We start from the raw sequence: 25,420 nt of genomic DNA on the forward strand, positions 1-25,420 counted from the left end.
GTGTACCCGTGCATGTCCAACAATTTGGTAGTGACAGTCCGGTTCTATACTGATTGTTGAGGGTTGTCGAACAATTTAGGGTAAAAAAATACACGTAAGCTCCAAATATCTTTATAGTAAAGTTGCCAAAACAAAAGTTAAAATAGGAGATAATACGTGTTGCATAAATTCTAGCATAAAATTTCAGTGGTTTGACGATGTAACTATTTTATAGAGCGTCCTTTTTAGTGTTCCTCTTTATGAAATAAGAATCTAAATGTTAAAATTTATGTAAATCTAGTATGTATAGCAGAGCAAAAAATCTCCATCTATAATATTTAACCAATCCCGACAGAATTGCCCTTTCTCAAGAAATGTGAAGAGCGAAGCCCAATAAGTTGGGAAAGGATGAATGTTGGTTAGGCGATAGCCTAAAGGCGCTTGTGAAATATAGATAGCTAGTAAAAAAGTATCTACTTCCCAAGAATCCCCACTTCAAATACCCCGTAAAGTTGTTAAGTGGTGGGGAGTTCACTTAAATGATTCAACAGGACTGAGCATAGCAGCGTCACTTATACAAACTTTATATGCTAAATAATTTTTATCATGTTATTTGTCATATTATATATATGACAAGCACTACTATATTGGTTGTCTAAAATAGTGGATAATTGAAAAGAAAGAAGTGATGAGAATGGCACAAGCTGTGATACTAGAGAATGGTTACAGTAAAAAGGAAGAATTTTGGAATGCATTAACTCATGGTGTATCATTTTTGTTAGCAATTCCAGGATTGATATTACTTATTGAAAAGGCGAATGAGAACGGTTCGAAAATTGAATTGTTTAGTTATATTGTTTTTGGTTTATCAATGATGTTATTGTTCTTATGTTCTACACTTTATCATAGTGTTCCTATTTATAAGAGCTTTTTTAAAAAGATGGATCATAGTTCAATTTACTTTTTAATAGCGGGTACATATACTCCAATTGCACTTGTTGCAGTGGGTGGAAAAACGGGCTGGGTTATTTTCTGGATTGAGTGGATATTAACAATTATTGGCGTCATCATGAAGATGTTCTTTGTTTATCGTTTTAAAACCTTATCTTTAATCGTCTATTTAGGAATGGGCTGGCTTATCGTTTTTGCATATAAACCACTAATCACACATATTACGCTAAAAGGTTTTCTAGTATTGCTACTTGGCGGTGTCATTTATTCGGTAGGTACTTATTTTTATAAAAATAAACGCATTCCATATAATCATGCAATCTGGCATGTATTTGTAATGGCAGGTTGTGCAGCAATGTTTGCCAGTGTCTATTATTTTATATAATAGTATGAGGCGGGGACAGAACTAGTCTTAGTTCATCAAAAAATCGAAATTGCATCAGGCAATTTCGATTTTTTTCGTTTTATGGTGAAATGTTGTAGAGAGATTAAGGTTAGCTATTTTTACATATTAATAGATAGTGTTTCAAGTGAAAGAAATGTACCTATTTGACAAAAATGAAAATCACACATTAAAAAAGCACATACCTATTGGTAAGTGCTAAAAATGTTATGAACATCAAATATTAATATTAGTAAAGCCGCCTTTGCCGTAATTTTAAAATATCGAAAGTTTTAAACCACCACTCCTCAAAGTGGGTGTTTGCAGAATATTTCATGTTTGTCCGCATTAACAAAGAATGCGGCATGCCAATCCGTACTCAATTTAAACTCCCTATTACAGCTCAAAGGTTAAAACTTAATATTATTACGTACAACGCAGCTTGTATTCTAATAATACAGCAGGTGAGATGAATCTGCAAGAAAGACCACTTCGGAGATTACAGAAATAAATACCACATTTGAAACAAAAGAATACAATGATTATGTTATAAACCTCACTCAATTCTTTATTTCAAAGAAGCTCCCTCATTTAGATTTCCTATTAGCATTTTTAGTAGTTCTCTTGTTGCAAAAGAGTGATAGGTGTCTTTTTTAGTGATGATTGCAAGTCTCCAGTGAAAAATGGAATCTTTAATAGGAATCATTTTAACATTCGGATTGTTTTGCTTATAAAAGATTGACTTTGGCAAGAGGGCAATGCCCATTTTAGCTGAGATTAGTTCTGTGATTAAATCCCATTGAGAAGTCTCATATGATACCTTGGGGTCAAATCCATTTTCTTTGCAAGCATTTATTACCGAATCATGTAAGGTGAAATCATTTGAAAATAGGATGAAATTTTCATTTTTCAATTCACTAATAGCCAATTTTTCTTTATTAGCTAGAGGATGGTCATTATAAATAAACACTACAAACTCATCTGAAATAAAGGGATAAACGTTTAGTTTTTCTTCATCGACTGGTAGAACACAAATGGCTAAATCAACCTCGCTGTCTTCTACAAGATGGACGATCCTCTTGGCGCCTAATTCGACAAGCTGAAGCCATACTTTTGGATATTTTGCATGAAACTTAAGTGCCATATCAGGGAAAACGATTGTACCTACTAATGGCGGTATACCTATTTTTATTCTCCCAGTTTTAACATTTCTAAGTTCATCTAATAGCATCTTTAGCTCTGTGAGAGATTCTAGAGATTTTTGACCTTGTTGATATACAATTTTACCTGCATCTGTTAGCCAGAGGTGGCGTGTAGAGCGATCAAATAGTTCTACCTGTAACTCTTCTTCTAGTTTTTTTACAACTTTACTAAGTGATGGCTGCGATAAGTATGTTTGCTCTGCTGCTTTTGTAAAACTTTGATGGTCTGCTACCTTCATAAATAATTGTATCTCTCGTAAATCCATTATTGATTCCTCCTATTTATTCGCTGTATTCATGATATTTATTCTATTTATGAATTTTACTTATAAAAAAACAAATTGTAAACTAAATCATGTAGAAATCAGAATAATAGTAACACTGCAGAGGGGTAATTATATGAAGAAAAGTAAAGTGATGAATTCATTTTTGGAAGCGGTTTCTGATATTGAAGAAGGCTCTACTTTAATTGTTGGAGGCTTCGGGCTTTCTGGAATACCTGAATATTCTATACAGGCACTTAAAGAACAAGGAACAAAAGATTTGACCATTGTTAGCAATAATTGTGGGGTCGATGATTGGGGATTGGGATTATTACTAGCCAATCATCAAATTAAGAAAATGATATCCTCTTACGTAGGTGAAAATAAAACATTTGAACAGCAATTTTTAAGTGGTGAATTAGAAGTTGAGTTAGTCCCTCAAGGTACTCTTGCAGAAAGAATCCGTGCTGGTGGCGCTGGGATTCCAGGCTTTTATACAGCAACAGGTGTAGGTACTCCAATTGCTGAAGGTAAAGAAACAAAGGATTTTGATGGGAAGACATACCTACTTGAACATGGGATTGTAGGGGATTTTGCACTTATTAAGGCTTGGAAAGCAGATACACTCGGGAACTTAGTATTTCGAAAAACAGCTCGTAATTTTAATCCACTTGCAGCTATGGCGGGGAAAATAACGATTGCAGAAGTAGAGGAAATTGTTGAACCAGGAGAATTAGATCCTGATGAAATTCATTTGCCAGGCATTTATGTACAACGACTATTACTTGGAACGGATTATCAAAAACGAATTGAGAAACTCACAGTTGTGAAAGCTTAATTTAATAGAATGGAGTGTCGAAAATGAAAGATACACATCTTAAAATTGTGAAGAGAGCCGTTATGGAAGTTGAAGATGGCATGAATGTTAATCTTGGTATTGGTATACCTACACTTGTTGCAAATGAAATTCCTACTGATTTCAACGTTTTACTTCAATCAGAAAATGGACTATTAGGTATTGGACCTTATCCGTTAGAAGGAATGGAAGATCCAGATTTAATTAATGCTGGCAAGGAAACTGTCACAACTGTACCGGGGGCTTCTTTTTTTGATAGTGCAGAATCATTTGCCATGATTCGAGGAGGACATATAGACTTAGCAATTCTTGGGGGTATGGAAGTATCTGAACAAGGGGATTTAGCTAATTGGATGATTCCTGGGAAAATGGTAAAAGGTATGGGCGGAGCTATGGACCTTGTGAACGGTGCCAAAAAGGTAATTGTCATAATGGAGCATGTAAATAAGCATGGTGAGTCAAAAATAAAAAAAGAATGTACATTACCTCTTACTGGAAGGCAAGTTGTACAACGATTAATCACTGATCTGGCAGTATTTGATTTTACTCCTAATGGAATGATCCTAATCGAAATACAAGAAGGAGCATCCCTTGAAGAAGTAAAGGAAAAGACAGAAGCGCCATTTATAATATCTCCTGAGTTAATTTCTGCACAATAATTTTCAATAATAGGAATAGGGGTTATTAATGCTATTCGATAAAATTATTGTGGATTTTCTTTTTAGAAGAGGACAATTATAACTTTAGAAAAATAGAATTATTAATATTTACAAATTTACAATATTAGTGTGAATTAAGATAAATGAACAAAGGAGATGGGCATATGCGTGATGTTGTTATTGTAAGTGCTGTTAGAACACCAATTGGAAGTTTTATGGGTGCTTTACATAATACACCTGCTACAGAGTTAGGAGCAATTGTCATTAGAGAAGCTCTAAATCGTGCAGGGATTCAAGGGGAACAAGTAGATGAAGTCATCATGGGGAATGTTCTTCAAGCGGGTCTTGGGCAAGGACCTGCTCGACAAGCTGCACTTAAAGCGGGATTACCAATTGAAGTAACTGCAATGGCTATCAATAAACTATGTGGATCTGGATTGAAAGCTGTACATCTTGCTACGCAAGCTATTCAAACAGGAGATGCTGAGGTTATAGTAGCAGGTGGCATGGAAAATATGAGTATGGCTCCTTACTTATTAACAAAAGGACGTTCAGGGTATCGTATGGGCGATGGGAAAATATATGACAGTATGATTTTAGATGGCCTGCAATGTTCTATTAATTCTTATCACATGGGGATCACTGCTGAGAATATAGCAGAAAAATACAATATCAGTAGAGAAGAACAAGATGAATTTGCTGCTTGGAGCCAACAAAAAACAGAGAGTGCCATTAAAGCTGGAAAATTCAAAGCTGAGATTGTGCCGATTGAGATTCCTCAACGTAAGGGCGATCCGATTATTTTTGACACAGATGAGTTTCCTCGTGAAGGAGTTACTGATGACAAGCTTGCTAAATTAAAACCAGCATTTAAAAAAGACGGTACTGTAACTGCAGGTAATGCATCTGGTATTAATGATGGCGCGGCTGCATTAGTACTAATGAGTCGAGAGAGGGCAGAAGAACTAGGTATTAAACCAATGGCGGTAATTCGTGGTAATGGTTCAGCAGGTGTAGATCCAAAAATTATGGGGATTGGACCGGTACCTGCTACGAAAAAAGCACTAAAAAAAGCTGGAATAACAATGGATGCAATAGATCTTGTTGAAGCAAATGAAGCATTTGCGGCACAATCACTTGCAGTAGGCCAAGAATTAAAAATTCCAAGAGAAATATTGAATGTCAATGGTGGAGCCGTTGCATTAGGCCACCCAATTGGTGCCAGTGGTGCACGTATACTTGTGACTTTGTTATATGAAATGCAACGCCGTAATTCTCACTATGGATTAGCTACATTATGTATTGGGGGCGGCCAAGGAGTTGCAACTATTATAGAAATTGAAGAATAAATAGAGGGCAAAGTGTGAAAAAGGTAGGGATTTTTCAAAAAGCTACTTGGATGGGAGTTCATACTTTGTTCGATATTAAAGGGGGATCCTTATGGATTTTATAATCATCCTACTAGCGTTAGGCCTTTTAATATTTTTTGCCTACCGCGGATATTCAGTTATTTTAATGGCACCTATTTTTGCGTTATTCGCAGTTTTATTTATAGATCCTGCAAATATTTTGCCATTCTTTTCTGGAATATTTATGGAAAAAATGGTTGGGTTCATTAAAAATTATTTCCCAGTTTTCTTATTAGGAGCTATATTTGGGAAAATCATTGAAATGTCTGGAATTGCAGAATCCATTGCAAAAACGATTATTCGTTTGATTGGAAAAAAGCAAGCGATGTTAACAATTGTCCTTTTAGGTGCAATTTTAACTTATAGTGGTGTTAGCTTATTTGTAGCTGTTTTTGCCATCTATCCGTTTGCTGTCCAATTATTTAAAGAGGCAGATATACCAAAACGACTTATGCCGGCAACTATTGCACTTGGAGCATTTACATGTACAATGGATGCTTTACCTGGAACACCACAAATTCAAAACGTTATTCCTACCACTTTCTTTGGTACAGACATTTATGCTGCGCCAGTTTTGGGGATCCTAGGAGCCATTGTTGTCTTAGGTGGTGGCTTAGCTTATCTAGAGTTTAGAAAGAGACAAGCTAAAAGAGCAGGGGAAGGTTATTATGGGTTACCAGATGAAACTGCAGCAACAGTTGAAATGCATTTAGATGAAGATACTTCTATTAACATGGACTCAAATCATTCTGTATTTCGACAAATCTTTGCGTTTGTGCCACTTGTTCTTGTAGCAGTGATGAATAGATACCTGACTACAGCTATACCAAGATGGTATCCAAATGGATTTGATTTCTCTGCTATTGGATTAGATAGCTATACAGTTGATGTAAAGGCAAATGCTGCAATTTGGGCAGTTGAAATTGCGTTAGTCGTTGGTATTGTTACTGCTCTTGCTTTTGGATGGAAGCGAGTAACGAAAACGATGAAAGAAGGACTTAATGCTAGTATTGGTGGTTCATTACTAGCAGTTATGAATACTGGGTCTGAATATGGTTTTGGTGGAATTATCGCTGCGCTTCCTGGATTTGCCCAAATCAATCATGCATTATCAGGTACTTTTTCAAATCCTTTAGTTAATGGAGCTGTTACTACTAGTGCTCTTGCTGGTGTTACTGGTTCTGCATCTGGAGGTATGGGGATTGCATTAAGTGCAATGTCCGAAACATACAATAAAGCAATTACTGCAGCTAATATTCCACCAGAAGTCATGCACCGTATTGTTGCAATGGCATCAGGAGGGATGGATACACTCCCACATAACGGGGCAGTTATTACTTTGCTTGCGGTAACAGGATTAACGCATAGACAATCATATGGTGATATTTTCATGATTACAGTTATTAAATCGTTGGCTGTGTTTGTCGCTATAGCTCTTTACACTTGGTTTGGTATTGTATAAACAATATATTATTCGTGAGACATCAATTGATGAAGGAGGAGAAATAATGAGTGGAATATTAGAAGGAAAAGTAGCATTTATTACGGGATCTGCAAGTGGAATTGGCTTAGAGATTGCAAAAACTTTTGCAAAAGAAGGAGCAAAGGTTGTTATTTCAGATATGAATAAGGAGAAAAGTGATCTAATAGCAGCAGATTTAAAGGAACAGGGATTTGAAGCTCTATCTGCTCCAAGTGATGTTACGGATGAAGAAGCCTATAAAAATAGTTTGGAATTGGCATATAAGACGTTTGGCAGACTTGATATTCTAGTCAATAATGCAGGACTTCAGTATGTATCGCCAATCGAGGAATTTCCAACCGAGAAATTCGAACTATTAGTAAAGGTTATGTTAACAGCACCATTTATAGGAATTAAAAATGTGTTCCCAATCATGAAAAAACAAGGTTTCGGAAGAGTTATTAATATGGCTTCTGTAAATGGAGTTGTTGGCTTTGCAGGGAAAGCTGCCTATAATAGTGCAAAACACGGAGTTATTGGATTAACAAAGGTTGCTGCATTAGAGGGGGCCGAACATGGCATTACAGTGAATGCTTTATGTCCCGGTTACGTAGATACACCACTCGTACAAAATCAACTTAAAGATGTAGCAAAAACAAGAAATATTACTGTGGATAAAGTGGTTGAAGAAGTATTCTTCCCACTTGTTCCTCAAAAAAGATTACTAGATGTATCTGAGATTGCTGATTATGCTGTGTTCTTGGCAAGTGACAAAGCTAGAGGCGTCACAGGACAAGCAGTAATTCTAGATGGTGGTTATACTGCTCAATAATCGATATTTCCAAATTCTATTTGTTTTAGCTACTGTAGGAGGTTAAAGTGATGAAAGTACAAGATATTAAAAAAGTTGTTTGTGTTGGTGGAGGAACGATAGGAGCTAGTTGGGCAACATACTATCTATGGAAAGGGTTAAATGTTACTATTCAAGATATTAATGAAGAAGCATTAGCAAGAGCAAAAAACTTAATAGATTCTAATCTGGATTTCTTAGTTGAAAAAGGTATTATAACAACTGAATTAAGTAATGATGCTAAGAAACGAGCTGTTTATACTGTTGATATGGAAAAAGCGTTTACTAATGCGCAATTCGTTCAAGAATCAGCTTATGAAAGCTACGAAGTAAAGCAAAAAATTGTTAGTGAATTGGATAAATACGCGCCTAATGCTATCTATGCAAGCAGTTCTTCAGGTCTTTTAATTAGTGAAATTCAAAAATTTTCTCAATATCCAGAAAGATGTATAATAGCGCATCCTTTTAATCCACCACATCTGATTCCTTTAGTTGAGATTGTTAAAGGGGAAAAAACAAGTGATGAATTTGTATCATTAGCCTATGATTTCTTTAAATCAATTGACAAAGAGCCAATTATTCTTAATAAAGAAGTTCCAGGTCATGTGGCAAATCGTATTTCAATGGCAGTGTGGAGAGAAGCTACTGATTTAGTTTTAAATGGCGTTTGTTCAGTAGAGGACGTAGACAAAGCTGTTTGTAATGGTCCGGGATTACGCTACGCATTAATGGGACCACATTCAATTTATGAACTTGCAAACCCTAATGGTATTATTGGAACTATACATCATCTTGGGCCGTCTATGAATTCATGGTTAGAAGATATGACAGATTGGAAAAAGATACCTGGGAATGCAGGGGAAATGATTAAAGAAGGACTTCAAGATGAAATGAAAAACATTTCTTCGGAAGAATTAAAGACATGGCGTGATGATAAGCTTATCAAAATTCTAAAGCAAGTAGGTAAACTGTAATTAAAAAAATTATTTAGCGTTCTCTTAGAAAGGGCTGTCCTGTAAATTGGATAAGCCCTTTTTTAATGATCTTCTATGATATAAAAGTTCATGATTTAATTGCTAGAAGGAAGATACCATGAAGATGTTGAAAATGCTATTGTAATTATATTATTACAAGAAAGACGAAAGGGGATTTATAAATGAATATAGATAATTTAGAAGCGTTTATGTATGTGGTTCATCTAAAAAGTATTCATAAAGCTTCTAAAGCACTGTTTTTATCTCAACCTACAGTAACAGCTCGAATTAAATCATTAGAACGAGAATTAAATTCGGAATTGTTTATTCGCCAAGGGAGAAATTTAGTACTTTCATCTCAGGGAAAGGAATTTATCCCTTATGCACAGCAAATTTTACAGACATTAAGGGAAGGAAAACGTCAACTAAAACATCAGGGTGCCCAAAACGAAATTGTCATTGGTGCTAATGTAATTACATCTCAGTACTTTATTCCACATGCGTTAACTTCGTGGAAAAAGGAGCATCCACAACTACATTTTAAATTTACGGCAACAACAAACGATGAATTGATTACGAAATTATTAAACCATCAAGTAAATTTTGCTTTTATGAGAGCTATACGTGATGAGGGAATCCATCAGGAACCAGTACTAGATAATTCGGTTCGGCTGATTGTTTATCCCGATCATCCATTTATACAAAAACAAAATGTGACAGTTAAGGAATTGGCTAAGGAATCCATTGTATTTTTTGAATGTGGAGCTTTTGATTGGGATTTAATTTATAAATTATTTGAAGTGGAAGAAATTGAGCCGAACATTGAATTTAAAGTAGACCACCTTGAAATAGCGAAGTCATTAATCATAAATAAGCAAAGCATTGGGTTTTTACCATACTTATGTGTAAAAGAGGAATTAGAGAAAGGGGAGTTATTTGAAGTTGATACGACGCATCTGCTTCAAATTAAGCAGAATGTTTATTTGTCGTATGTTGAAAATGATACCGTAAATTTGCTTAGAAGCAGTATTGAAGAATCTGTTAAACAATTCTATACCTAAATGATAGAAAATTTTTATCAATCAAAAATTTTTTCTATCAAAAAAAGCCTTGTTAGCTTTCCTTAGAAATGTTAGGATTATTTTCAATAACAATTTCTTATAATTCTTATAAAAATAATAGGTATTATAAGAACAAATGGAGGGATTGGCATGGCTGAACAAAGAAAAATTAAATTTGGTGCAATCATTCATGGTGTAGGTGGCAATATTTCGGGTTGGAGACATCCAAATGTATCAACCGATGCAAGTGTCAATTTAGACTTTTATAAACAACAAGCTTTAAAAGCTGAGAAAGGCAAATTCGATTTGGTCTTTATTGCGGATGGTTTGTATATAAACGAACAATCAATTCCACATTTTTTAAATCGTTTTGAGTCTATCACAATTTTATCAGCGTTGGCGGCGGTTACTTCTAAAATTGGTCTTGTAGGTACAGTATCTACTTCCTATAGTGAACCTTTTACAATTGCTCGTCAGTTTGCTTCTCTCGATCATATTAGTCAAGGGCGTGCAGGATGGAATGTTGTAACAACACCGCTTGAAAAGACAGCTTTGAACTACAACAAGACAATTGAAGAACATCCTAACCACGCAAAACGTTATCAAATAGCAGAAGAATATTTGGAAGTTGCGAAGGGTCTATGGGACTCATGGGACGATGATGCTTTTGTGGCAGACAAAGAAAACGATATCTTCTTTGATCCAAAAAAATTGCATACTTTAAATCATAAAGGTGAATTCTTCTCTGTTGCAGGGCCATTAAATATTGCTCGCACTAAGCAAGGGCAACCAGTTATTTTCCAAGCAGGATCTTCAGTAGCTGGGAAGAGATTGGCTGCAAAAGATGCTGATGCAGTTTTCACTGGACACCCTACATTAAAGGATGCGCAAAGTTTTTACGAAGATGTAAAAAAACAAGCAGTAGAGTTTGGGCGTAATCCAGATGAAATCGTGATTTTACCAGGTATAGCACCAATAATCGGTGATACGGATGAAGAGGCAGAGCAAAAATACGAGGAATTAGTGAACTTGGTGTCAATTGATCGAGCACTAGCATACCTTGGTCGTTATTTCGATCATCATGATTTTACACAATATCCTTTAGATGAACCTTTCCCAGAACTAGGTGAAATCGGTGCAAATAGCTTTAGAAGCCATACAGATCGTATTAAAAAAGAGGCAAAAGAACAACATTTAACTTTACGCCAAGTAGCGTTAAGAGAAGCAACACCACGTACAGATTTTATAGGAACACCTGAAAAAATAGCTGATTTAGTTCAAGAATGGTTTGAACGACGCGGTGCAGATGGTTTTATTGTGGCGTCATCACTTCCTGGCGCATTAGATGATTTTGTAGATAAAGTAGTACCGATTCTACAACAACGTGGTCTCTATCGAGAAGATTACGAGGCTGATACACTAAGAGGTAATTTGGGATTACCTTTTAAAGAAAGTCGTTATGTAAAAGAAACGGTATAAATTTTTTATCTTTAAAACCTAGTTAACTAGTAAATATACTAATAAATAAGGAGGGAACTAAATGGGGTATAAATTAGGTATTTTAGATCAAAGTCCGGTAATTGAAAACTTATCGAATTATGGGATTCTGCAAAGAACTGTCCAATTAGCACAGAAAGCTGAAAAGTGGGGATACGAAAGATTTTGGGTGTCTGAGCATCATAACTCTGAAGATGTACTTGGGTCTGCTCCTGAGATACTAGTCCCTTATCTTTTGGCAAAAACAAATACAATTCGCATTGGATCTGGTGGCGTAATGCTTCAACATTATAGTCCATATAAAGTGGCTGAAGCTTTTCAAGTGTTAGCTACATTAGAACCAAGACGTGTAGATTTAGGTGTTGGCAAAGGGCCAGGTGGATTACCTTTATCAACAAAGGCTTTGCAATATGGCACAGTTAATACAGGAGAGGATTTCGAGGAACGTCTAACATTTCTTCAACAAATCCTTCAAGAAAGAGTCCCAGCAAATCATCCACTTGCTGGGATTAAAGCAACACCTAAACCACCTGTACAACAAGAGTTAATATTATTAGGGGCTAGCCCGAACAGTGCTCGATTAGCTAATAAGTTAGGCGTTACATTCTCGTTTGCCAGTTTCTTTAATAGTGATGATCGTAGTCTAGCAGAAGCAACTGAAGCGTATAAAGAAAACAATAAAGATGGTCGTTTTATCTTAGCAGTTTCAGTTATTGCAGCACTTACAAGTGAAGAAGCTAAACGCCTTGCTGGACAGCAGAAGCTTGTTAAAGTCCATTTGAAAAGTGGTAGGGTATTAACCCTTCAAAATGAAGAAGCAGCAGAAAAGTTTGGTAAAGAGTCTGGAGAAGAATATGAAGTGAAAGTACATCAGGCAAATTTTATAGCAGGTTCACCAACCGAAGTAAAAGAAGAGTTAGACCGCTTACATCATCAATATGGAGTAGATGAATTTATCATCCACACACCAGTTAAGGATGACCAAGCAAGAATTCTTTCTTATAAATTATTAAGCCCTAATACATTGTTTGCCACTAAAGAAACGATTTCGCTGTAGTCAAGAAATTTTCAGGATAAAGGAGGGGGACTATGATCGAAATTGAAGGGCTAAAAAAGAAGTTTGGGCATAATGAAGTACTAAAAGGAATCAATATGCATGTTGAAAAAGGAGAAATTATCTCAATATTAGGGCCAAGTGGTTCAGGGAAAACAACACTTTTAAGATGCCTTAACTATTTAGAGAGTCCTGATGAAGGCCAAATTGTGATCGATGATGTGTTAATAAATGCACACAAAGTAAACAAAAAAGACATCTATCAATTGAGAAAAAAGTCTGCAATGGTATTCCAAGCTTATAATTTATTCCAACATAAAACTGTATTACAAAATGTAATGGAAGGACTTGTTGTAGTGCAAAAAAAGAGCGTCAACGAAGCTAAAGAAAAGGCGCTTGAAGTTTTGCAGAAAGTCGGGCTAAAAAATAAAATCGATGCATATCCCAGTCAATTGTCGGGAGGACAACAGCAACGTGTTGGAATTGCAAGAGCACTTGCCTTGAATCCAGAAGTTATTTTATTTGATGAACCAACTTCGGCACTTGACCCTGAATTAGTTGGGGAAGTATTAGAGGTTATTGCCAAAATTGCTCGAGAAGGAAAGACAATGATTATTGTGACCCATGAGATGAATTTTGCTAGAGAAATATCTGACAGAATTATTTTTATGGATAACGGTGTTGTAATTGAAGAAGGGATTCCACAACAAATTTTTACAGAGCAAAAAGAAGAACGAACTAGACAGTTCTTAAAGCGAATGACACCTGAATTAGATTATTCCATATAAAATCTAGAAAAATTAACACTACTACTACAAGGATTCTTTTATACGGATAAATATAGTACTTTTCAACAATATATCCTTGTAAACTTACAGGGATAATAAAAATAAGGAGACAAAACAAATGAAAAATATTAAAAAACTTTGGTTCGCAGCTATGATTTCCTCAATTGCTTTATTAGGGGCATGCTCTTCTGAAGCAAAATCAGATGAAAAAGAAAAGGAGAGTTCTTCCAAAGTTCAAACAATTGTTGTTGGAACAGGTACACAATTCCCAAATGTTTGCTTTATCGATAAAAATGGTAAGTTGACTGGTTATGATGTTGAAATTGTACGAGAAATCGACAAAAAGCTTCCAGAATATAAATTTAAGTTTAAAACGATGGAGTTCTCAAATCTGTTATTAAGCTTACAAACAAAAAAAATTGATTTAATCGCACATCAGATGGAAGTCAATAAGGAAAGGCAGGAAAAGTTCTTATTCAATAAAGAACCCTATAATGTATTCCCGCTAAAAGTAACTGTTTTTAAGGAAAACAGTGATATAAAATCTATTAATGATTTAAAAGGTAAAAAAGTAAGTGTGACAGCAACGAGTAATTCTGCCGTATTTATTGAGGATTACAATAAAAAACACAATTTAGGAGCAAAAATTGTGTATGGATCTAGTTCAGCTGATAGCAATGAACAATTGAAAAAAGGAAGAATTGATGCACTTATTTCAACTCCATTTGCAGTAGATTTCAATAATAAGCAGGCAGATGCGCAACAAAAGGTTGTTGGCGATGCATTATTAAATTATAAAGTATATTTCTTATTAAATAAAGATGAAACAACTCTTTCCAATCGAATTGATGAAGCTCTAAAAGAGTTGAAAAACGAGGGGGTTGTTAGTAAGTTAAGTAAAAAATGGCTTGGTGCTGATTATTCAGTTGAGTTTTAAAATCATAGAGTAAGCTCTAAAGGGAGGCAAGTAAATGGGTAAAGCATTTGATCCTATCTTAATCATTGAGTTCCTTCCTACGTTAATAAAATACTTAGGTGTTACATTAGAAATTGTATTTTTCTCAATGATTTTTGGAACAATCATAGGAATAATTGTAGCTTTACCAAAGCTCTTTCATATTCCAATAGTAAGACAAATTGTTACGTTGTACATTTCATTTATAAGAGGGACACCTATTCTAATTCAACTTTTTCTTGTTTACTATGGGTTACCAGCGCTTTTAAGTATATGGAATATCGATATTACTAGAATGGATGCACTCTATTTTGTAATTATTACGTATTCACTAAGCCACGGTGCTATTTTTGCAGAGATTTTCCGTGGTGCAATTCAAGCTATTGACATTGGACAGACTGAAGCAGCCTATTCAATTGGTATGAAACCTCTCCAAAGTTTTTTTAGAATTGTTTTACCACAAGCTATTCGAATTGCATTTCCTAACATGGCCAATTCAATTATTGGCTCTCTAAAGGATACTTCGTTAGCTTTCACTATTGGTGTGATGGATATGATGGGTAGAGGTGAAACTCTAATCTCTTCGACAGCCCATGCGTTAGAGGTATATATATCATTATCGATTGTATATTATGTAATCGTGCTGGTATTTGAAAAAATATTTAAAATTTCTGAGAGATATTTTAATCGCTATCAACCTCATGGAATCTCTTCTATTTAGTAAGGGGGAATAGTATGACTATTGACTATTCATTTATATGGGTTGCCTTTAAGGAAATTCTAAAGGCAGTTCCTTTAACTTTAGTTTTAACATTTGTACCGATTGTCATAGGTTTTCTAATAGGTTTAGCTGTGGCTTTGATAAGAGCATATAATATAAAGTTTTTAAGTCAAATTGCTAATTTCTATGTCTCATTTTTTAGAGGAACACCTGCAATTATGCACATTATGGTGATTTATTTTGGATTTCCTATTCTCTTGGATTACCTCATCAAGGTATTCAATTTGCCATTCCAATCCAATAATGTACCAATTGTATTATTTGTTATCACAGCATTAACCCTGACAGCAGGATCTTACTTGTCTGAAATTATACGTTCTGGTATTTCAAGTGTTTCAAAAGGTCAAATTGAAGCAGCTTATACAATAGGGATGAATACATTTCAGGTTGTAAAAAGAATTGTATTACCACAGGCATTAGCTCAATCTGTCCCGAATATAACAAATCTTATTATTGGATTTTTGCATACAACGTCCATTGCATTTCTCGTTTCTCAAAAGGAAATCACGGGTGCTGCTAATATAGTAGCTTCAAAGAATTTGAAATTCTTAGAGGCTTTTATAGCTGCAGGTATTATTTATTGGGTAATTACTTTGATAATTGAAGCTTTATTATATTTCATGGAAAAGAAAGCGAAATCTTATAGTAGAAATGCGTTTTGAGTTTGATAATAACAATATATATCGGAAAAGGAGGGGGCTTCATGGGGGAAGTTATTACAATTGGTCTATTATCTGAAGAAGATAAAGAGGCTACACGCAACGTTCTAGTTGCCAGCTATGAACAGTTTAAAAATAGTTATACGAACATAGAAGATTACTACACATATATTGGCGAAATTAAAGAATCATTGGATAATCCAAATTTAGACCGAGTATTAGTAGCAAAAAGTGGTGACGAAGTTTTAGGAACGTTACAGCTTTTCCTTTCATCTGAAATGGCATATGGACGACCAGAAATAGAAATCCATGCGCCGATCGTACGCTTATTGGGTGTACATCCATCAGCAAGGGGAAAGGGAATAGCAAGAAAACTCTTAGCAGAAAGTATTGACTATGCAAAACAACTTGGAGCTACCAGTCTCTATTTGCATACAACAGATAAAATGTCGGATGCAATTCGTTTATATGAAGGATTAGGTTTTCAACGGGATCAAGAAAAAGAATTTTTAAAATACGACTTTTTAGTCAAATGTTATCGATTTGACATAGAAAGCATCTAGTACTTATCTAAGTTTGTTTTCGATAATAAAAACTTTTTTTGAATGGAGGAATTTTTAAATGGCACAAGAATTATCAATAGTAGTGTGGGCAAAAGATGGATGCAGTTATTGCAAAGAGGTAAAAGAGTATTTATCAGAGCAAAATTTAGATTACCAAGTGATTGATGTAACAAATCACGATGAATTAAGAGATATTCTAGATATAAAATATGGCGTTCGTCATGTTCCAGTTGTTGAACTTGGAGTCAACGATCAATATCAAGGCGTAACGGAAGTGGGAATTGAACATTTACAAGAAGCGTTAAACAAAGTAAATAAAGTTATCCAACAACAAGTGTGATGTTTAAGTTAGCGTTTTGGACGGGAAAATTAGTCTATAACGGGACAAATTTATTCAATATTTATAATTTTAAGAAAAATGTATTGTAAAGAGGATATTCTAATATTATAGAATAAACCCTAGAAGGGAAGATCTTTGAATGACTCAACAAGATGATTTTAAGAAAGCATTAGGAAATTATCCAACAGGTGTAACGGTTGTGACCACCGTTAATCAAGAGAATAATCCAGTTGGTTTAACGGTTAATTCGTTTGCTTCTGTGTCATTAGATCCATTGTTAATTCTTTGGTCGATTGATAAAAGATCGAAGTCCTTATCTGATTTTACTAATAGTAAGAAATTTGCAGTCAATATTTTGGCAAGTGATCAAGAAAAGCTTTGCTTCCTTTTCTCAAGTAGGGAAGTAAATCGCTTCGGACAATGTGAATGGCAACGTTCAGAAAGCCAATTGCCAATTTTAGCAAATGTAGCGTCAGTATTAGAATGTGAAACCGTTCAAGAAATAGAAGCTGGGGATCATGTTATTTTGATAGGGAAAGTTCATCGAATTGTGAATGCTGATAAGGCACCGTTACTTTATCATCAAAGGAGTGTAGGAGGAATTCCTAAAACATTCTATCAAGCAACTTAAATGGGTAGGGTAAACTGCAAACAACTAAGTGATTGGGTTGTTTGTGGTTTATTTTTGGGTAAAATAAAAAAGCATTGCCTTATTTGGAAGGCTTAGCTTCAGTTAAAACTTCTTTAGTCAATGCAGTAATATCAACGGGTGTTTTTTCCGTTATGACATCTGCTAAAATAGTGTTTTTAAAGTAATTCACACTCGAAGGTAGCGGAATAACAAGTAATTTCTTTAATGCCTCTTGATACATACTGACGAACTCTTTGTCGGAATTGCCTCGTTTTAGCTCTGCAAATGCCTCATAGAAAAGATCCAGTTTATCTGCAAATTCTAATAAGCGCCCTTCAATCGTTGCGTCTTTTCCTTCTTTCATACGATCAAAGAAGACTTCTTGAAATTCTTCAGGAATTTCGTTAAAAATGAATTTCTCCATCATTTTTTCTTCTACATGAGAAATCATTTGCTTTAGCTCAGGTGACGCATGCTTTACGGGTGTTTTAATATCACCGATAAATACTTCTGCAAAATCATGGTTAATCGTTTTTTCATATAGCGATTTCCAATCAATAATCGAGCCGTTCATTTCTTCAATGGTTCCAAAAAACATAGCGTATTGTGAGACTTTCCAAGAGTGTGCGGCCACATTATGTTCTTCAAATTTGAAGCGACCAGGGCAACGAATAATACGCTCTAAATCATTTAAACTTGTAAAAAATTTATGAATACCTATAAAAATCCTCTCCTTTAAATACTTTTATCTATTGTATGCTACTTTATCAAGAATGTGACTAGGCTGTCCACTAATATCTTCTTGATAGGTGTATTATATAATACATTTTGTTCTCAGACTGCCTTTTTACAAAGAACACAAGCTATCTTTACTTTGGATTTACAAATCCTAATTCACTTATTTGTCGATTGCTTGTATATCGCATTTCCTATATTGTTAAAGTAAGAAATATACGTAAAAGGAAGCTTATCAATGCTCTATTCAACAGTATTATTTATACATGTAATCAGTGCTGTATTATCTATTGGACCGTTTTTTGTCCTCATTCCAATGCTAAAGAAAATGCGGATTTCTGAAAATCACGATGAAATGACTGCATTTGTTACAACATTCTCTCTTGCTATTCAAGTTGTAAAGCATGCTGGCCATATTTTAATATTATCGGGTCTTTATATTTTATGGCAGGGTGGTTATCCGATTACTTCACCATTTATCGTGTTGACCTTTACCTTACTAATCGCATCAATTGTATTTTTAGCGAGAGCATTTAAACCAACTATGAGAACGTTTAACACACCACAATACAACAAAGAATACTTTGTAAATAAATTAAGGAAAGCCGTGTATATATACACCTTGTTACTATTAATCATGCTTTGGTTCATGGTTACCAAGCCGCCAATTTGGTGATAGTCGATGGTGTTTGTTACAACTAAAATAAAAAGGATACTTAATGTGTTTTTATAAGCATTAAGTATCCTTTTTGATTATTTTTCTAATTCTTCAATGACAGGTTTTACAAGCTCAGTAGCTGTTTTGCCTACCTTTTTATGATCTTCCACGAGGGATAATACTAAAAATTCATGACCCTTTTTCGTATCGAAAGCAACAACAAAGCTATTTTCTGTGCCTTCAGTACCTTGCGTTTGCTTTAGTTCAGCTGTTCCTGTTTTAGCAGCTAACGTAGGGCTGATACCGTTTAAATTATGAGCAGTTCCGTTTGGATTTTGGATAACTTGCATCATTGACTTTTTAACAATTGTAGCAGATTTAGAGCTGATAGCATCTTTTGTTTTTGTTTTGGCATCTTTTAAAAGATGTGCATAAACGACTTTACCATTACTTGCAAAAGCGCTATACGTTACAGCTTGTTGAATAGGGGACATTAAAACTTGCCCTTGTCCATAAGCTGTATCGGCTAATAGAATTTGTGATTGGAATTGATTTTTGTTTGAAATTTGAGCTGGTTCCATTGTAAATGGTAAGTCTAATTTTTCACCAAAGATAAATTGATTGAAGCCTTTACGCAATACATCTTCACCCATATCAAGTCCAGTTTGTGCAAAGAAAATATTATCAGAATAGACAAAAGCCTTTTCTAAATTCACTTGTGGAACATTGGAAACACGTGTTACATAATAATTTCCCCATGCCTTATCTTTTTGCCACTTCAGTCCACTAATCTTACGAGTTTTGTCAGGCGTTAGTGTACCTGCATCTAGTGCAACACTTGCAGTGACCGTTTTTAATGTTGAGCCAGGTGCATAACGTTGCGTAAAGCGATTGGCAAACGGTTTTCGTTCATCGTTCATATAGGACTCATAATCTTTTTGTGAAATACCGCGAATCATTTTGTTTGGGTCATAAGATGGTTTGCTTACTAGTGCTAATAATTCGCCTGTTTTTGGTTGCATAATGACAGAAGCTCCTGTTGCATTTTCAAGTGCATCATATGCTTGTAATTGTGATTTCGCATCAATCGTAAGCTGAATATCTTTACCATCTTCACGATAGCTTTCCAATAAAACTTCTTTTACTTTACCGTCTTTGTCGATTAAAGAAATTTTACCACCATTTTTTCCACGCAATTCTTTATCATAGGCTCTTTCCAAACCACTTTTTCCAATAACAGCATCACTAGAGAGTGTAGAATCTTTTTTCAAATCTTCTGCTGTCACTTTTCCAGTATAGCCAATCATTGTAGAAGCAGCTTCTCCGAGTGGGTAATAACGAATATCTACTGCTTGATATTGAACAGCTGTTATTTTCTTTACTTGTTCGTTATCGATTACTTTTAAAGGAACAAACAAATCTTCCTTTACCCAACTTTGATTAAGTTTTGCTTCAATTTCTTCCACCGTCATATCAAATTGTTTGGCGATAGCTTTTATATTCTTTTCCTTTTTATCACCTTTACCAAGTTCTTTTGGTATAATTCCAGCTTGGCGAAATTCTGCATTCGTTGCTAGTTCGTTCCCACTTTTATCGAGAATTTTCCCACGAATAGCATCTTCTTCAGAGAAAGAAATCTTATCTGTTGCATCCATACTAGGAAATACTAAGTTGGGATTCCAATCAATCGCATAATCCTTACCTTCTTTAATGACCTTTCCTTTATACGAAAGGGTGGGCATTTTTCCAAGAGAAGTTGTTAGGTTAAGCTTGTATGAAAATTGATATTGCCCATTTTTTATTTTAGAAATAGTCATATTGCTAATTTTTATTTTTTCAGCGCCAATACCATTGAAAATATTCGTATATTTGTCGACCAAGGATTGTTTGTTGTAATTGTATTTTTTTAATGAATCATTGGAAACTAGTGATGGCAGTTGGTCATATTTTTGCTCTATGAGTACTTTGGTGAATTTCCCCACCATAATTTCAGCCTTTTGTTCAGCCTTTTGTTGCGCCATATAAAATGCGCCCCCACAAATAATGACTATTAGAGCTATAATAATTCCGATTAGTAATCGTTTACTTTTCAAGATAAACTCCCCTCCTTACCGTTATTATCAAGCAAGTATGAAGAAAAGTATATTAGAAACAACTATTGATGGTAAAATAAATATTAGAATCTGAGGTTGTAAAAGAAAGAGGATTTAATATGAAAAAAATGAGAATTGGACTCATCCTAATGGCAATAGTCCTTATTGTTTTTGGGTGGGGAGCATATAAAGAAAAAGAACAAAAGCAACAGATTAACACAATCATAAATAAACAAGATGAAGTTAACCAAATTGAAGTAAAAGATCAAAGAATTGATAAAGTTATTTTCTCAACTAAGAACGACTCGGCTCAGTATAAAGAAAAATATCCACTAAGTCATATCGACAAATTAGACAAAGCGGATCGTAAATTGTTTAAGGACAAGGCAGACTACATTATTACTTATAAGATAAATAGCAAAGTATTATATTCTGTTGAGATATTGTGCTTAAAAAACAAGGATGATTCAATTTCTACTAAGCTAAAACCATTTTTGTTCGAATCAAAAGGAAAAACATATATGATTTATTGGACTGAACAAAATAAAATACTTGAGCAATCTGAAAATACGCAGAAATTGTTGGGAAACTTATAGATTAATCAATATAAAAAGCTAGAGAATAGTCCATTCTCTAGCTTTTTTAATAATCAATTATTCTGGAGCAGTAAAGGTGCGAGTAGCTAACTCTGCGTCTAACATGAAAATGGCATTTGAGTCATTTTCTATACGTTTGAATTTGTGAATAATCGTATCTAAAGTAGATTCTTCTTCAACTTGTTCATCGATAAACCATTTTAAGAATGCCATTGTTGCATGTTCACGCTCATCTAATGCGATATCAGATAACTCATAGATACGGCGAGTGACTTCTTTTTCATGTAGAAGTGCAGCTTTAAATGCTTCCAAAACAGAACTGAAATTATTTTCTGGACTTTCAAATCCTTGAATAGTTGCCCGATAACCTAAATCGTTGATAAAGTTATAAAACTTCATCGCATGAAATCGCTCTTCTTCAGCTTGTACTAAAAAGAAATTTGCAAAGCCATCATAATTTTCACTTGTACAATAAGCGGCCATAGCTAAGTAAGTATGAGCTGAATAGAATTCAAAGTTCATTTGATCATTTAATGCATTGTGTAGTGTTTCAGATAACATAAAAATTCCTCCCTAGTATCTATATTAAGTTGACTACCCTAACTTCAATTCTAGTATACAACTGAAAAAACAAAGTATTCATTAATTAAACAATGTGTTACTTATTTTGTCACATTACGCATATGGTGGGATTTTGTCGTAAAACATTTCCCAAGAAATAATCTTGTCGATTAACGTCTAATGGAAAAGTTGATGGAGATGATGGTACAATCCATTCTCATCATTTGTATATTTAGAAATTTCATCTGCATGTAATTGAACTTCTTTACGGGCATTTTTCATAGCAATACTTTTTCCTACTTTTTTAAAGAGGGGAATATCGTTACCACCATCGCCAAAAGCCATAACATGGTCAAATGCAATGTTTAATTTGGATAATAGTAAAGTAGTTCCAGTGGCCTTACTAGCTCCAGCTCCATTCACATCTATTAAATGGGAGGATGATAGAGCTGCTGAAAATTCTAAACTTTTTTGCATTCTCTTTAAGTTTTCAAACCAGTTTGCTACATGAGGAGTATGGTCATCAAAAAATATTATTTTTTCTACATTATTGGTATGGATAGATGATGTCCATTCAATATATTTACGGAAATTATGTAATTTTAACTTTGTTGTTTCCGATTGAAAAGGTGTTTTCATTGCAGTAACGGTTCCATCTTGATGGTAGATTTCATGGTGAATTCCAAATTCAATCGATTGATCTATTAATTGTTGAACTGTATTCGAAGGAATATCCTTTTTTATAATTTGTTTTGACGCATCAAAGATATTCATCCCATTTGATGCGACAATTCCATCTACTTTAAATTCTTTAGGAAGAATCTTTCTAATTTCGAAAATTGTCCGCCCAGTGGCAATAAGAACAAGCAATCCACGTTTTCTAAGTGTCTGTAAATATTCTACTAATAACGGATTGACAGTCTTTTTACTTGTCAAAGTTGTCCCATCTAGGTCTAAAATAATTGCTTTTGAATCCATCTCGCCATCTCCAATGTTAAGTTTTTAACATAAACCATTTTAGTGGAAATTATAATTATGTAAAGGGAATAATAACAATCCATTATGATGAAAGGTCAATATATATAATAATGCATATTCTTTGATATAATGAGAGCAGCTAAAGGCGGTGAAAAGTTTACGTGTCAAAATGGTATAGTGTTTTTCCAAAAAATCCAGTGATGAGTTGGGTAGCATGGGTCGCCTTATGTCTCATCCCGTTTTATTTAATTTTCCATACAGCATCAAGGCTTACGCTGTCAGTTGCTCTTGCAATTTTAATCATGTATTTAATCTGTTTTCGCTTTGCCTATAGTGCAACAAATGGCCTTGTTTATATGTGGATTGCGTTTGGAATGGTGATCAATGCTGTCATGACAGTATTGTTTGGATATATATTTTTTGCCTTTTTTACAGCATTCTCTATCGGGAAAATTCATCATACAGTAGGATTTTATATAATGTATGGTCTTCATATTGCGATGACAGTAGGATCTGTCATTGGTGGATTCTTTATCGAAACAGATTTGTTCATCCAAGAGCTTCCTTTAATTGTTATCATCTTATTTAGTGCTATTTTAGGTCCTTTCTATCTTTTTAGTGAAAGTAAAAGTAAAAAGCTTGAAGGGGCACTAGAAACAGCAAATGCTCGTATTTCGGAACTAAGTGTATATGAAGAAAGACAAAGAATTGCTAGAGATTTACATGATACATTAGGACAGAAGCTTTCGATGATTGGGCTAAAAAGTGATCTGGCTGTTCGATTAGTGAAAAAAGATCCAGAAGCTGCAATTAGTGAATTGCATGATATACGGCAAACATCTAGTATTGCTTTAAAAGAAGTACGTGAGATGGTATCTAATATGAAAAATGTGAAACTACAAGAGGAAATAACTCATGTTCAGCAAATATTAATAGCAGCCAATATTCAGTTAAAGGTGGAAGGAAATCCACAGTACGATCGTATTCCAAAATTACTAAGTAATTCATTGAGTATGTGTTTAAAAGAGGCTGTCAATAATGTAGTACGACATAGCCAAGCTACTGAGTGTAAAATTTCTATATTACAAAGTGCTGATTTTATAGAAATGATCATAAGTGACAATGGAATAGGGATATCCAAGAGTTCTAAAAGAATGTCGAGCAATGGTTTAAATGGTATGAAGGAACGTGTTGAGTTTGTAAATGGCGAATTAGAAGTAAGCGAAGATAATGGTACGACGGTAAGAATCATCGTACCAATAGTTATTACTCATGATTAAAGAATGGTTTTTTGATTTACATTAAGAGTTGTTCAAATAAATTTTGGACACTCTTTTTTGTTTTAAATAAAGTTTTATATATAGAAAGCTTGTCTAATAAATAGAATTTTTCACACTTCATTTTCCTTATAAAGATAAAATTTTCAAAAAAAGAAAAGGATTCAACTAATTAACGTCGAAATGTTAATACAACGAATAATTTTTATCTTTTTAGTAGCCGTTCTTTTAAGTAAAGGATGATATTTGATTCAAATGGGAAAGATACTACACGTTTAAACTAAATAGTTCCTTAAGTATCAATGTTATTGAGGAAAGAAATTAAAAGGGGTAGTTTTACAAAGTTGTGATACTTTCTTTACTTAGAAAATAGAATTTAAAAAGGTTACTATTTTGAGACTAATATTTCAGACAATGTAAGCGCTTGACATCAGTCTGATTAACACAAGGGAGAGATGGCAAATGTTTAATCCACAAGACTTTGGCGAAAAACTAAAAGAATTACGAATTCAAAATGGGTATTCGATGCTGTCATTAGGAAAGGCAATTGGTACATCAGCAAGTCGTATAAAGAGTTGGGAGATGGGTGAAAGCGTTCCTTCTGCCAGCTGGATCGTAAAATTAAGCAAAATTCTACGTGTCTCTGCTGATGAGCTACTATTAAATATGATTGACGAGACACCTTTAAAAGGGGAAAAGGAGTTTCCGAAAAAAAGAAATGTTATTTTAAATGATTTGAATATATTATTACATGAATTGGATAAAAAAGACTTATGGGAACTTTATACGTTAGCTGAGGTAAAGGCGATGCAAAAAGAAGTTTCGTTATAGGGAAAGGTTTAAATCAAGGATTATCCATAATTTAGAACTTATAAAGAGGTTGGGGCTCAAGAGTCCTAACCTCTTTTTCATGTTTTTACGCCATAATCTTTTCAGTATGAAATAAGATAATACTAGTTTCCATTCTTAAAAATTTCCTCAATAAAACAATAATTACATTTTATTCATTTATATTTGTAATATTTCAATGTAGAAAAAGTCGTTTTCCCTCTTATATTCAGCTGATTTTCCTTTTTATAAATAAAAAATAGAGGAATTTAAGTGTAACAATTTCTTTATTTGTATAAAAAAGGTGAAATATTAAAATCTTTTGTAAATTAATTCCAATGTAAGATGAACCTAGTCATATCAATAGCTATTAAAATT

General features: G+C 34.2%; 26 protein-coding genes and 1 other RNA gene. 21 read left to right on the forward strand and 6 right to left on the reverse strand.

Annotated features, from left to right (window positions below; translation table 11 throughout):
* Positions 1–673 precede the first annotated feature (673 nt).
* The gene (trhA, locus tag D1606_RS10220; RefSeq protein ID WP_119415916.1) at positions 674–1,315 is read left to right on the forward strand and encodes a PAQR family membrane homeostasis protein TrhA; all 642 of its coding nucleotides are present in this window, start codon (positions 674–676) and stop codon (positions 1,313–1,315) included.
* 249 nt (positions 1,316–1,564) lie between these two features.
* Here trhA and ssrS read toward each other — a convergent pair.
* Positions 1,565–1,759, reverse strand: a non-coding RNA gene (gene ssrS / locus D1606_RS10225) — 6S RNA.
* Positions 1,760–1,880: 121 nt separating this feature from the next.
* On the reverse strand, positions 1,881–2,780 hold the full coding sequence (locus D1606_RS10230; RefSeq protein WP_119415917.1) for a LysR family transcriptional regulator: 900 nt from the start codon (positions 2,778–2,780) through the stop codon (positions 1,881–1,883).
* Between the two features lie 133 nt (positions 2,781–2,913).
* On the opposite strand from D1606_RS10230, the gene D1606_RS10235 reads away from it, so the two are divergent.
* The 16 genes from D1606_RS10235 to D1606_RS10310 all read left to right on the forward strand — a co-directional run bounded on the left by D1606_RS10235 (position 2,914) and on the right by D1606_RS10310 (position 17,316).
* Positions 2,914–3,615 carry a CoA transferase subunit A gene (locus tag D1606_RS10235; RefSeq protein ID WP_119415918.1) on the forward strand — a complete coding sequence of 234 codons (702 nt, stop codon included), beginning with the start codon at positions 2,914–2,916 and terminating at the stop codon, positions 3,613–3,615.
* Between the two features lie 23 nt (positions 3,616–3,638).
* Complete coding sequence (locus tag D1606_RS10240) at positions 3,639–4,292, forward strand: 3-oxoacid CoA-transferase subunit B (protein ID WP_119415919.1); 654 nt, start codon at positions 3,639–3,641, stop codon at positions 4,290–4,292.
* 164 nt (positions 4,293–4,456) lie between these two features.
* Entirely contained in the window at positions 4,457–5,641 is a 1,185-nt protein-coding gene (locus D1606_RS10245; protein ID WP_119415920.1) for an acetyl-CoA C-acetyltransferase, read from the forward strand.
* Between the two features lie 91 nt (positions 5,642–5,732).
* On the forward strand, positions 5,733–7,163 hold the full coding sequence (locus D1606_RS10250; protein ID WP_119415921.1) for a GntP family permease: 1,431 nt from the start codon (positions 5,733–5,735) through the stop codon (positions 7,161–7,163).
* A 46-nt stretch (positions 7,164–7,209) separates the two neighbouring features.
* Positions 7,210–7,995 (forward strand): 3-hydroxybutyrate dehydrogenase, encoded by a 786-nt coding sequence (locus tag D1606_RS10255; protein ID WP_119415922.1) that lies wholly within the window; start codon positions 7,210–7,212, stop codon positions 7,993–7,995.
* A 50-nt stretch (positions 7,996–8,045) separates the two neighbouring features.
* Positions 8,046–8,987, forward strand: coding sequence for a 3-hydroxyacyl-CoA dehydrogenase family protein (locus D1606_RS10260; RefSeq protein ID WP_119415923.1), 942 nt, complete (start codon positions 8,046–8,048; stop codon positions 8,985–8,987).
* 182 nt (positions 8,988–9,169) lie between these two features.
* The gene (locus D1606_RS10265; RefSeq protein WP_119415924.1) at positions 9,170–10,048 is read left to right on the forward strand and encodes a LysR family transcriptional regulator; all 879 of its coding nucleotides are present in this window, start codon (positions 9,170–9,172) and stop codon (positions 10,046–10,048) included.
* A 150-nt stretch (positions 10,049–10,198) separates the two neighbouring features.
* Positions 10,199–11,527 carry an LLM class flavin-dependent oxidoreductase gene (locus D1606_RS10270; RefSeq protein WP_119415925.1) on the forward strand — a complete coding sequence of 443 codons (1,329 nt, stop codon included), beginning with the start codon at positions 10,199–10,201 and terminating at the stop codon, positions 11,525–11,527.
* Between the two features lie 61 nt (positions 11,528–11,588).
* On the forward strand, positions 11,589–12,602 hold the full coding sequence (locus tag D1606_RS10275) for an LLM class flavin-dependent oxidoreductase (RefSeq protein WP_119415926.1): 1,014 nt from the start codon (positions 11,589–11,591) through the stop codon (positions 12,600–12,602).
* Positions 12,603–12,634: 32 nt separating this feature from the next.
* On the forward strand, positions 12,635–13,387 hold the full coding sequence (locus D1606_RS10280) for an amino acid ABC transporter ATP-binding protein (protein ID WP_119415927.1): 753 nt from the start codon (positions 12,635–12,637) through the stop codon (positions 13,385–13,387).
* A 127-nt stretch (positions 13,388–13,514) separates the two neighbouring features.
* The gene (locus D1606_RS10285) at positions 13,515–14,324 is read left to right on the forward strand and encodes a transporter substrate-binding domain-containing protein (RefSeq protein WP_199670728.1); all 810 of its coding nucleotides are present in this window, start codon (positions 13,515–13,517) and stop codon (positions 14,322–14,324) included.
* A gap of 34 nt (positions 14,325–14,358) precedes the next feature.
* The gene (locus D1606_RS10290; RefSeq protein ID WP_119415929.1) at positions 14,359–15,063 is read left to right on the forward strand and encodes an amino acid ABC transporter permease; all 705 of its coding nucleotides are present in this window, start codon (positions 14,359–14,361) and stop codon (positions 15,061–15,063) included.
* A gap of 14 nt (positions 15,064–15,077) precedes the next feature.
* Positions 15,078–15,785, forward strand: coding sequence for an amino acid ABC transporter permease (locus D1606_RS10295; protein WP_119415930.1), 708 nt, complete (start codon positions 15,078–15,080; stop codon positions 15,783–15,785).
* A 41-nt stretch (positions 15,786–15,826) separates the two neighbouring features.
* Positions 15,827–16,345: a GNAT family N-acetyltransferase gene (locus tag D1606_RS10300; RefSeq protein WP_119415931.1), complete on the forward strand. Its 519-nt coding sequence runs from the start codon at positions 15,827–15,829 to the stop codon at positions 16,343–16,345.
* A 58-nt stretch (positions 16,346–16,403) separates the two neighbouring features.
* A complete protein-coding gene (locus tag D1606_RS10305) occupies positions 16,404–16,685 on the forward strand; it encodes a glutaredoxin family protein (RefSeq protein WP_119415932.1) in 282 nt (93 codons plus the stop codon).
* Positions 16,686–16,824: 139 nt separating this feature from the next.
* Positions 16,825–17,316, forward strand: coding sequence for a flavin reductase family protein (locus tag D1606_RS10310; RefSeq protein ID WP_119415933.1), 492 nt, complete (start codon positions 16,825–16,827; stop codon positions 17,314–17,316).
* 79 nt (positions 17,317–17,395) lie between these two features.
* Here the strand turns inward: D1606_RS10310 and D1606_RS10315 are convergent, their stop codons facing one another.
* Positions 17,396–18,037 (reverse strand): YfbR-like 5'-deoxynucleotidase, encoded by a 642-nt coding sequence (locus D1606_RS10315; RefSeq protein WP_119415934.1) that lies wholly within the window; start codon positions 18,035–18,037, stop codon positions 17,396–17,398.
* Positions 18,038–18,289: 252 nt separating this feature from the next.
* Here D1606_RS10315 and D1606_RS10320 point away from each other — a divergent pair, with 252 nt between their 5' ends.
* Positions 18,290–18,727, forward strand: a complete 438-nt coding sequence (locus D1606_RS10320; RefSeq protein WP_119415935.1) for a hypothetical protein — start codon at positions 18,290–18,292, stop codon at positions 18,725–18,727.
* A 77-nt stretch (positions 18,728–18,804) separates the two neighbouring features.
* On the opposite strand, the gene pbp4 is transcribed toward D1606_RS10320, so the two are convergent.
* Positions 18,805–20,802, reverse strand: coding sequence for a penicillin-binding protein PBP4(5) (pbp4, locus tag D1606_RS10325; RefSeq protein WP_233548072.1), 1,998 nt, complete (start codon positions 20,800–20,802; stop codon positions 18,805–18,807).
* A gap of 119 nt (positions 20,803–20,921) precedes the next feature.
* Between pbp4 and D1606_RS10330 the strand changes: the two genes are divergently transcribed.
* Entirely contained in the window at positions 20,922–21,398 is a 477-nt protein-coding gene (locus D1606_RS10330; protein ID WP_119415936.1) for a hypothetical protein, read from the forward strand.
* 57 nt (positions 21,399–21,455) lie between these two features.
* Here the strand turns inward: D1606_RS10330 and D1606_RS10335 are convergent, their stop codons facing one another.
* Positions 21,456–21,959: a ferritin gene (locus D1606_RS10335; protein WP_119415937.1), complete on the reverse strand. Its 504-nt coding sequence runs from the start codon at positions 21,957–21,959 to the stop codon at positions 21,456–21,458.
* A gap of 177 nt (positions 21,960–22,136) precedes the next feature.
* Positions 22,137–22,937, reverse strand: a complete 801-nt coding sequence (locus D1606_RS10340; RefSeq protein WP_119415938.1) for an HAD family hydrolase — start codon at positions 22,935–22,937, stop codon at positions 22,137–22,139.
* Between the two features lie 161 nt (positions 22,938–23,098).
* On the opposite strand from D1606_RS10340, the gene D1606_RS10345 reads away from it, so the two are divergent.
* Positions 23,099–24,217, forward strand: coding sequence for a sensor histidine kinase (locus tag D1606_RS10345; RefSeq protein WP_233548073.1), 1,119 nt, complete (start codon positions 23,099–23,101; stop codon positions 24,215–24,217).
* Between the two features lie 459 nt (positions 24,218–24,676).
* A complete protein-coding gene (locus D1606_RS10350; protein ID WP_119415939.1) occupies positions 24,677–25,045 on the forward strand; it encodes a helix-turn-helix domain-containing protein in 369 nt (122 codons plus the stop codon).
* The last annotated feature ends 375 nt before the right edge of the window (positions 25,046–25,420 follow it).

It is taken from the genome of Rummeliibacillus sp. POC4 (assembly GCF_003576525.1).
Classification (GTDB): domain Bacteria; phylum Bacillota; class Bacilli; order Bacillales_A; family Planococcaceae; genus Rummeliibacillus.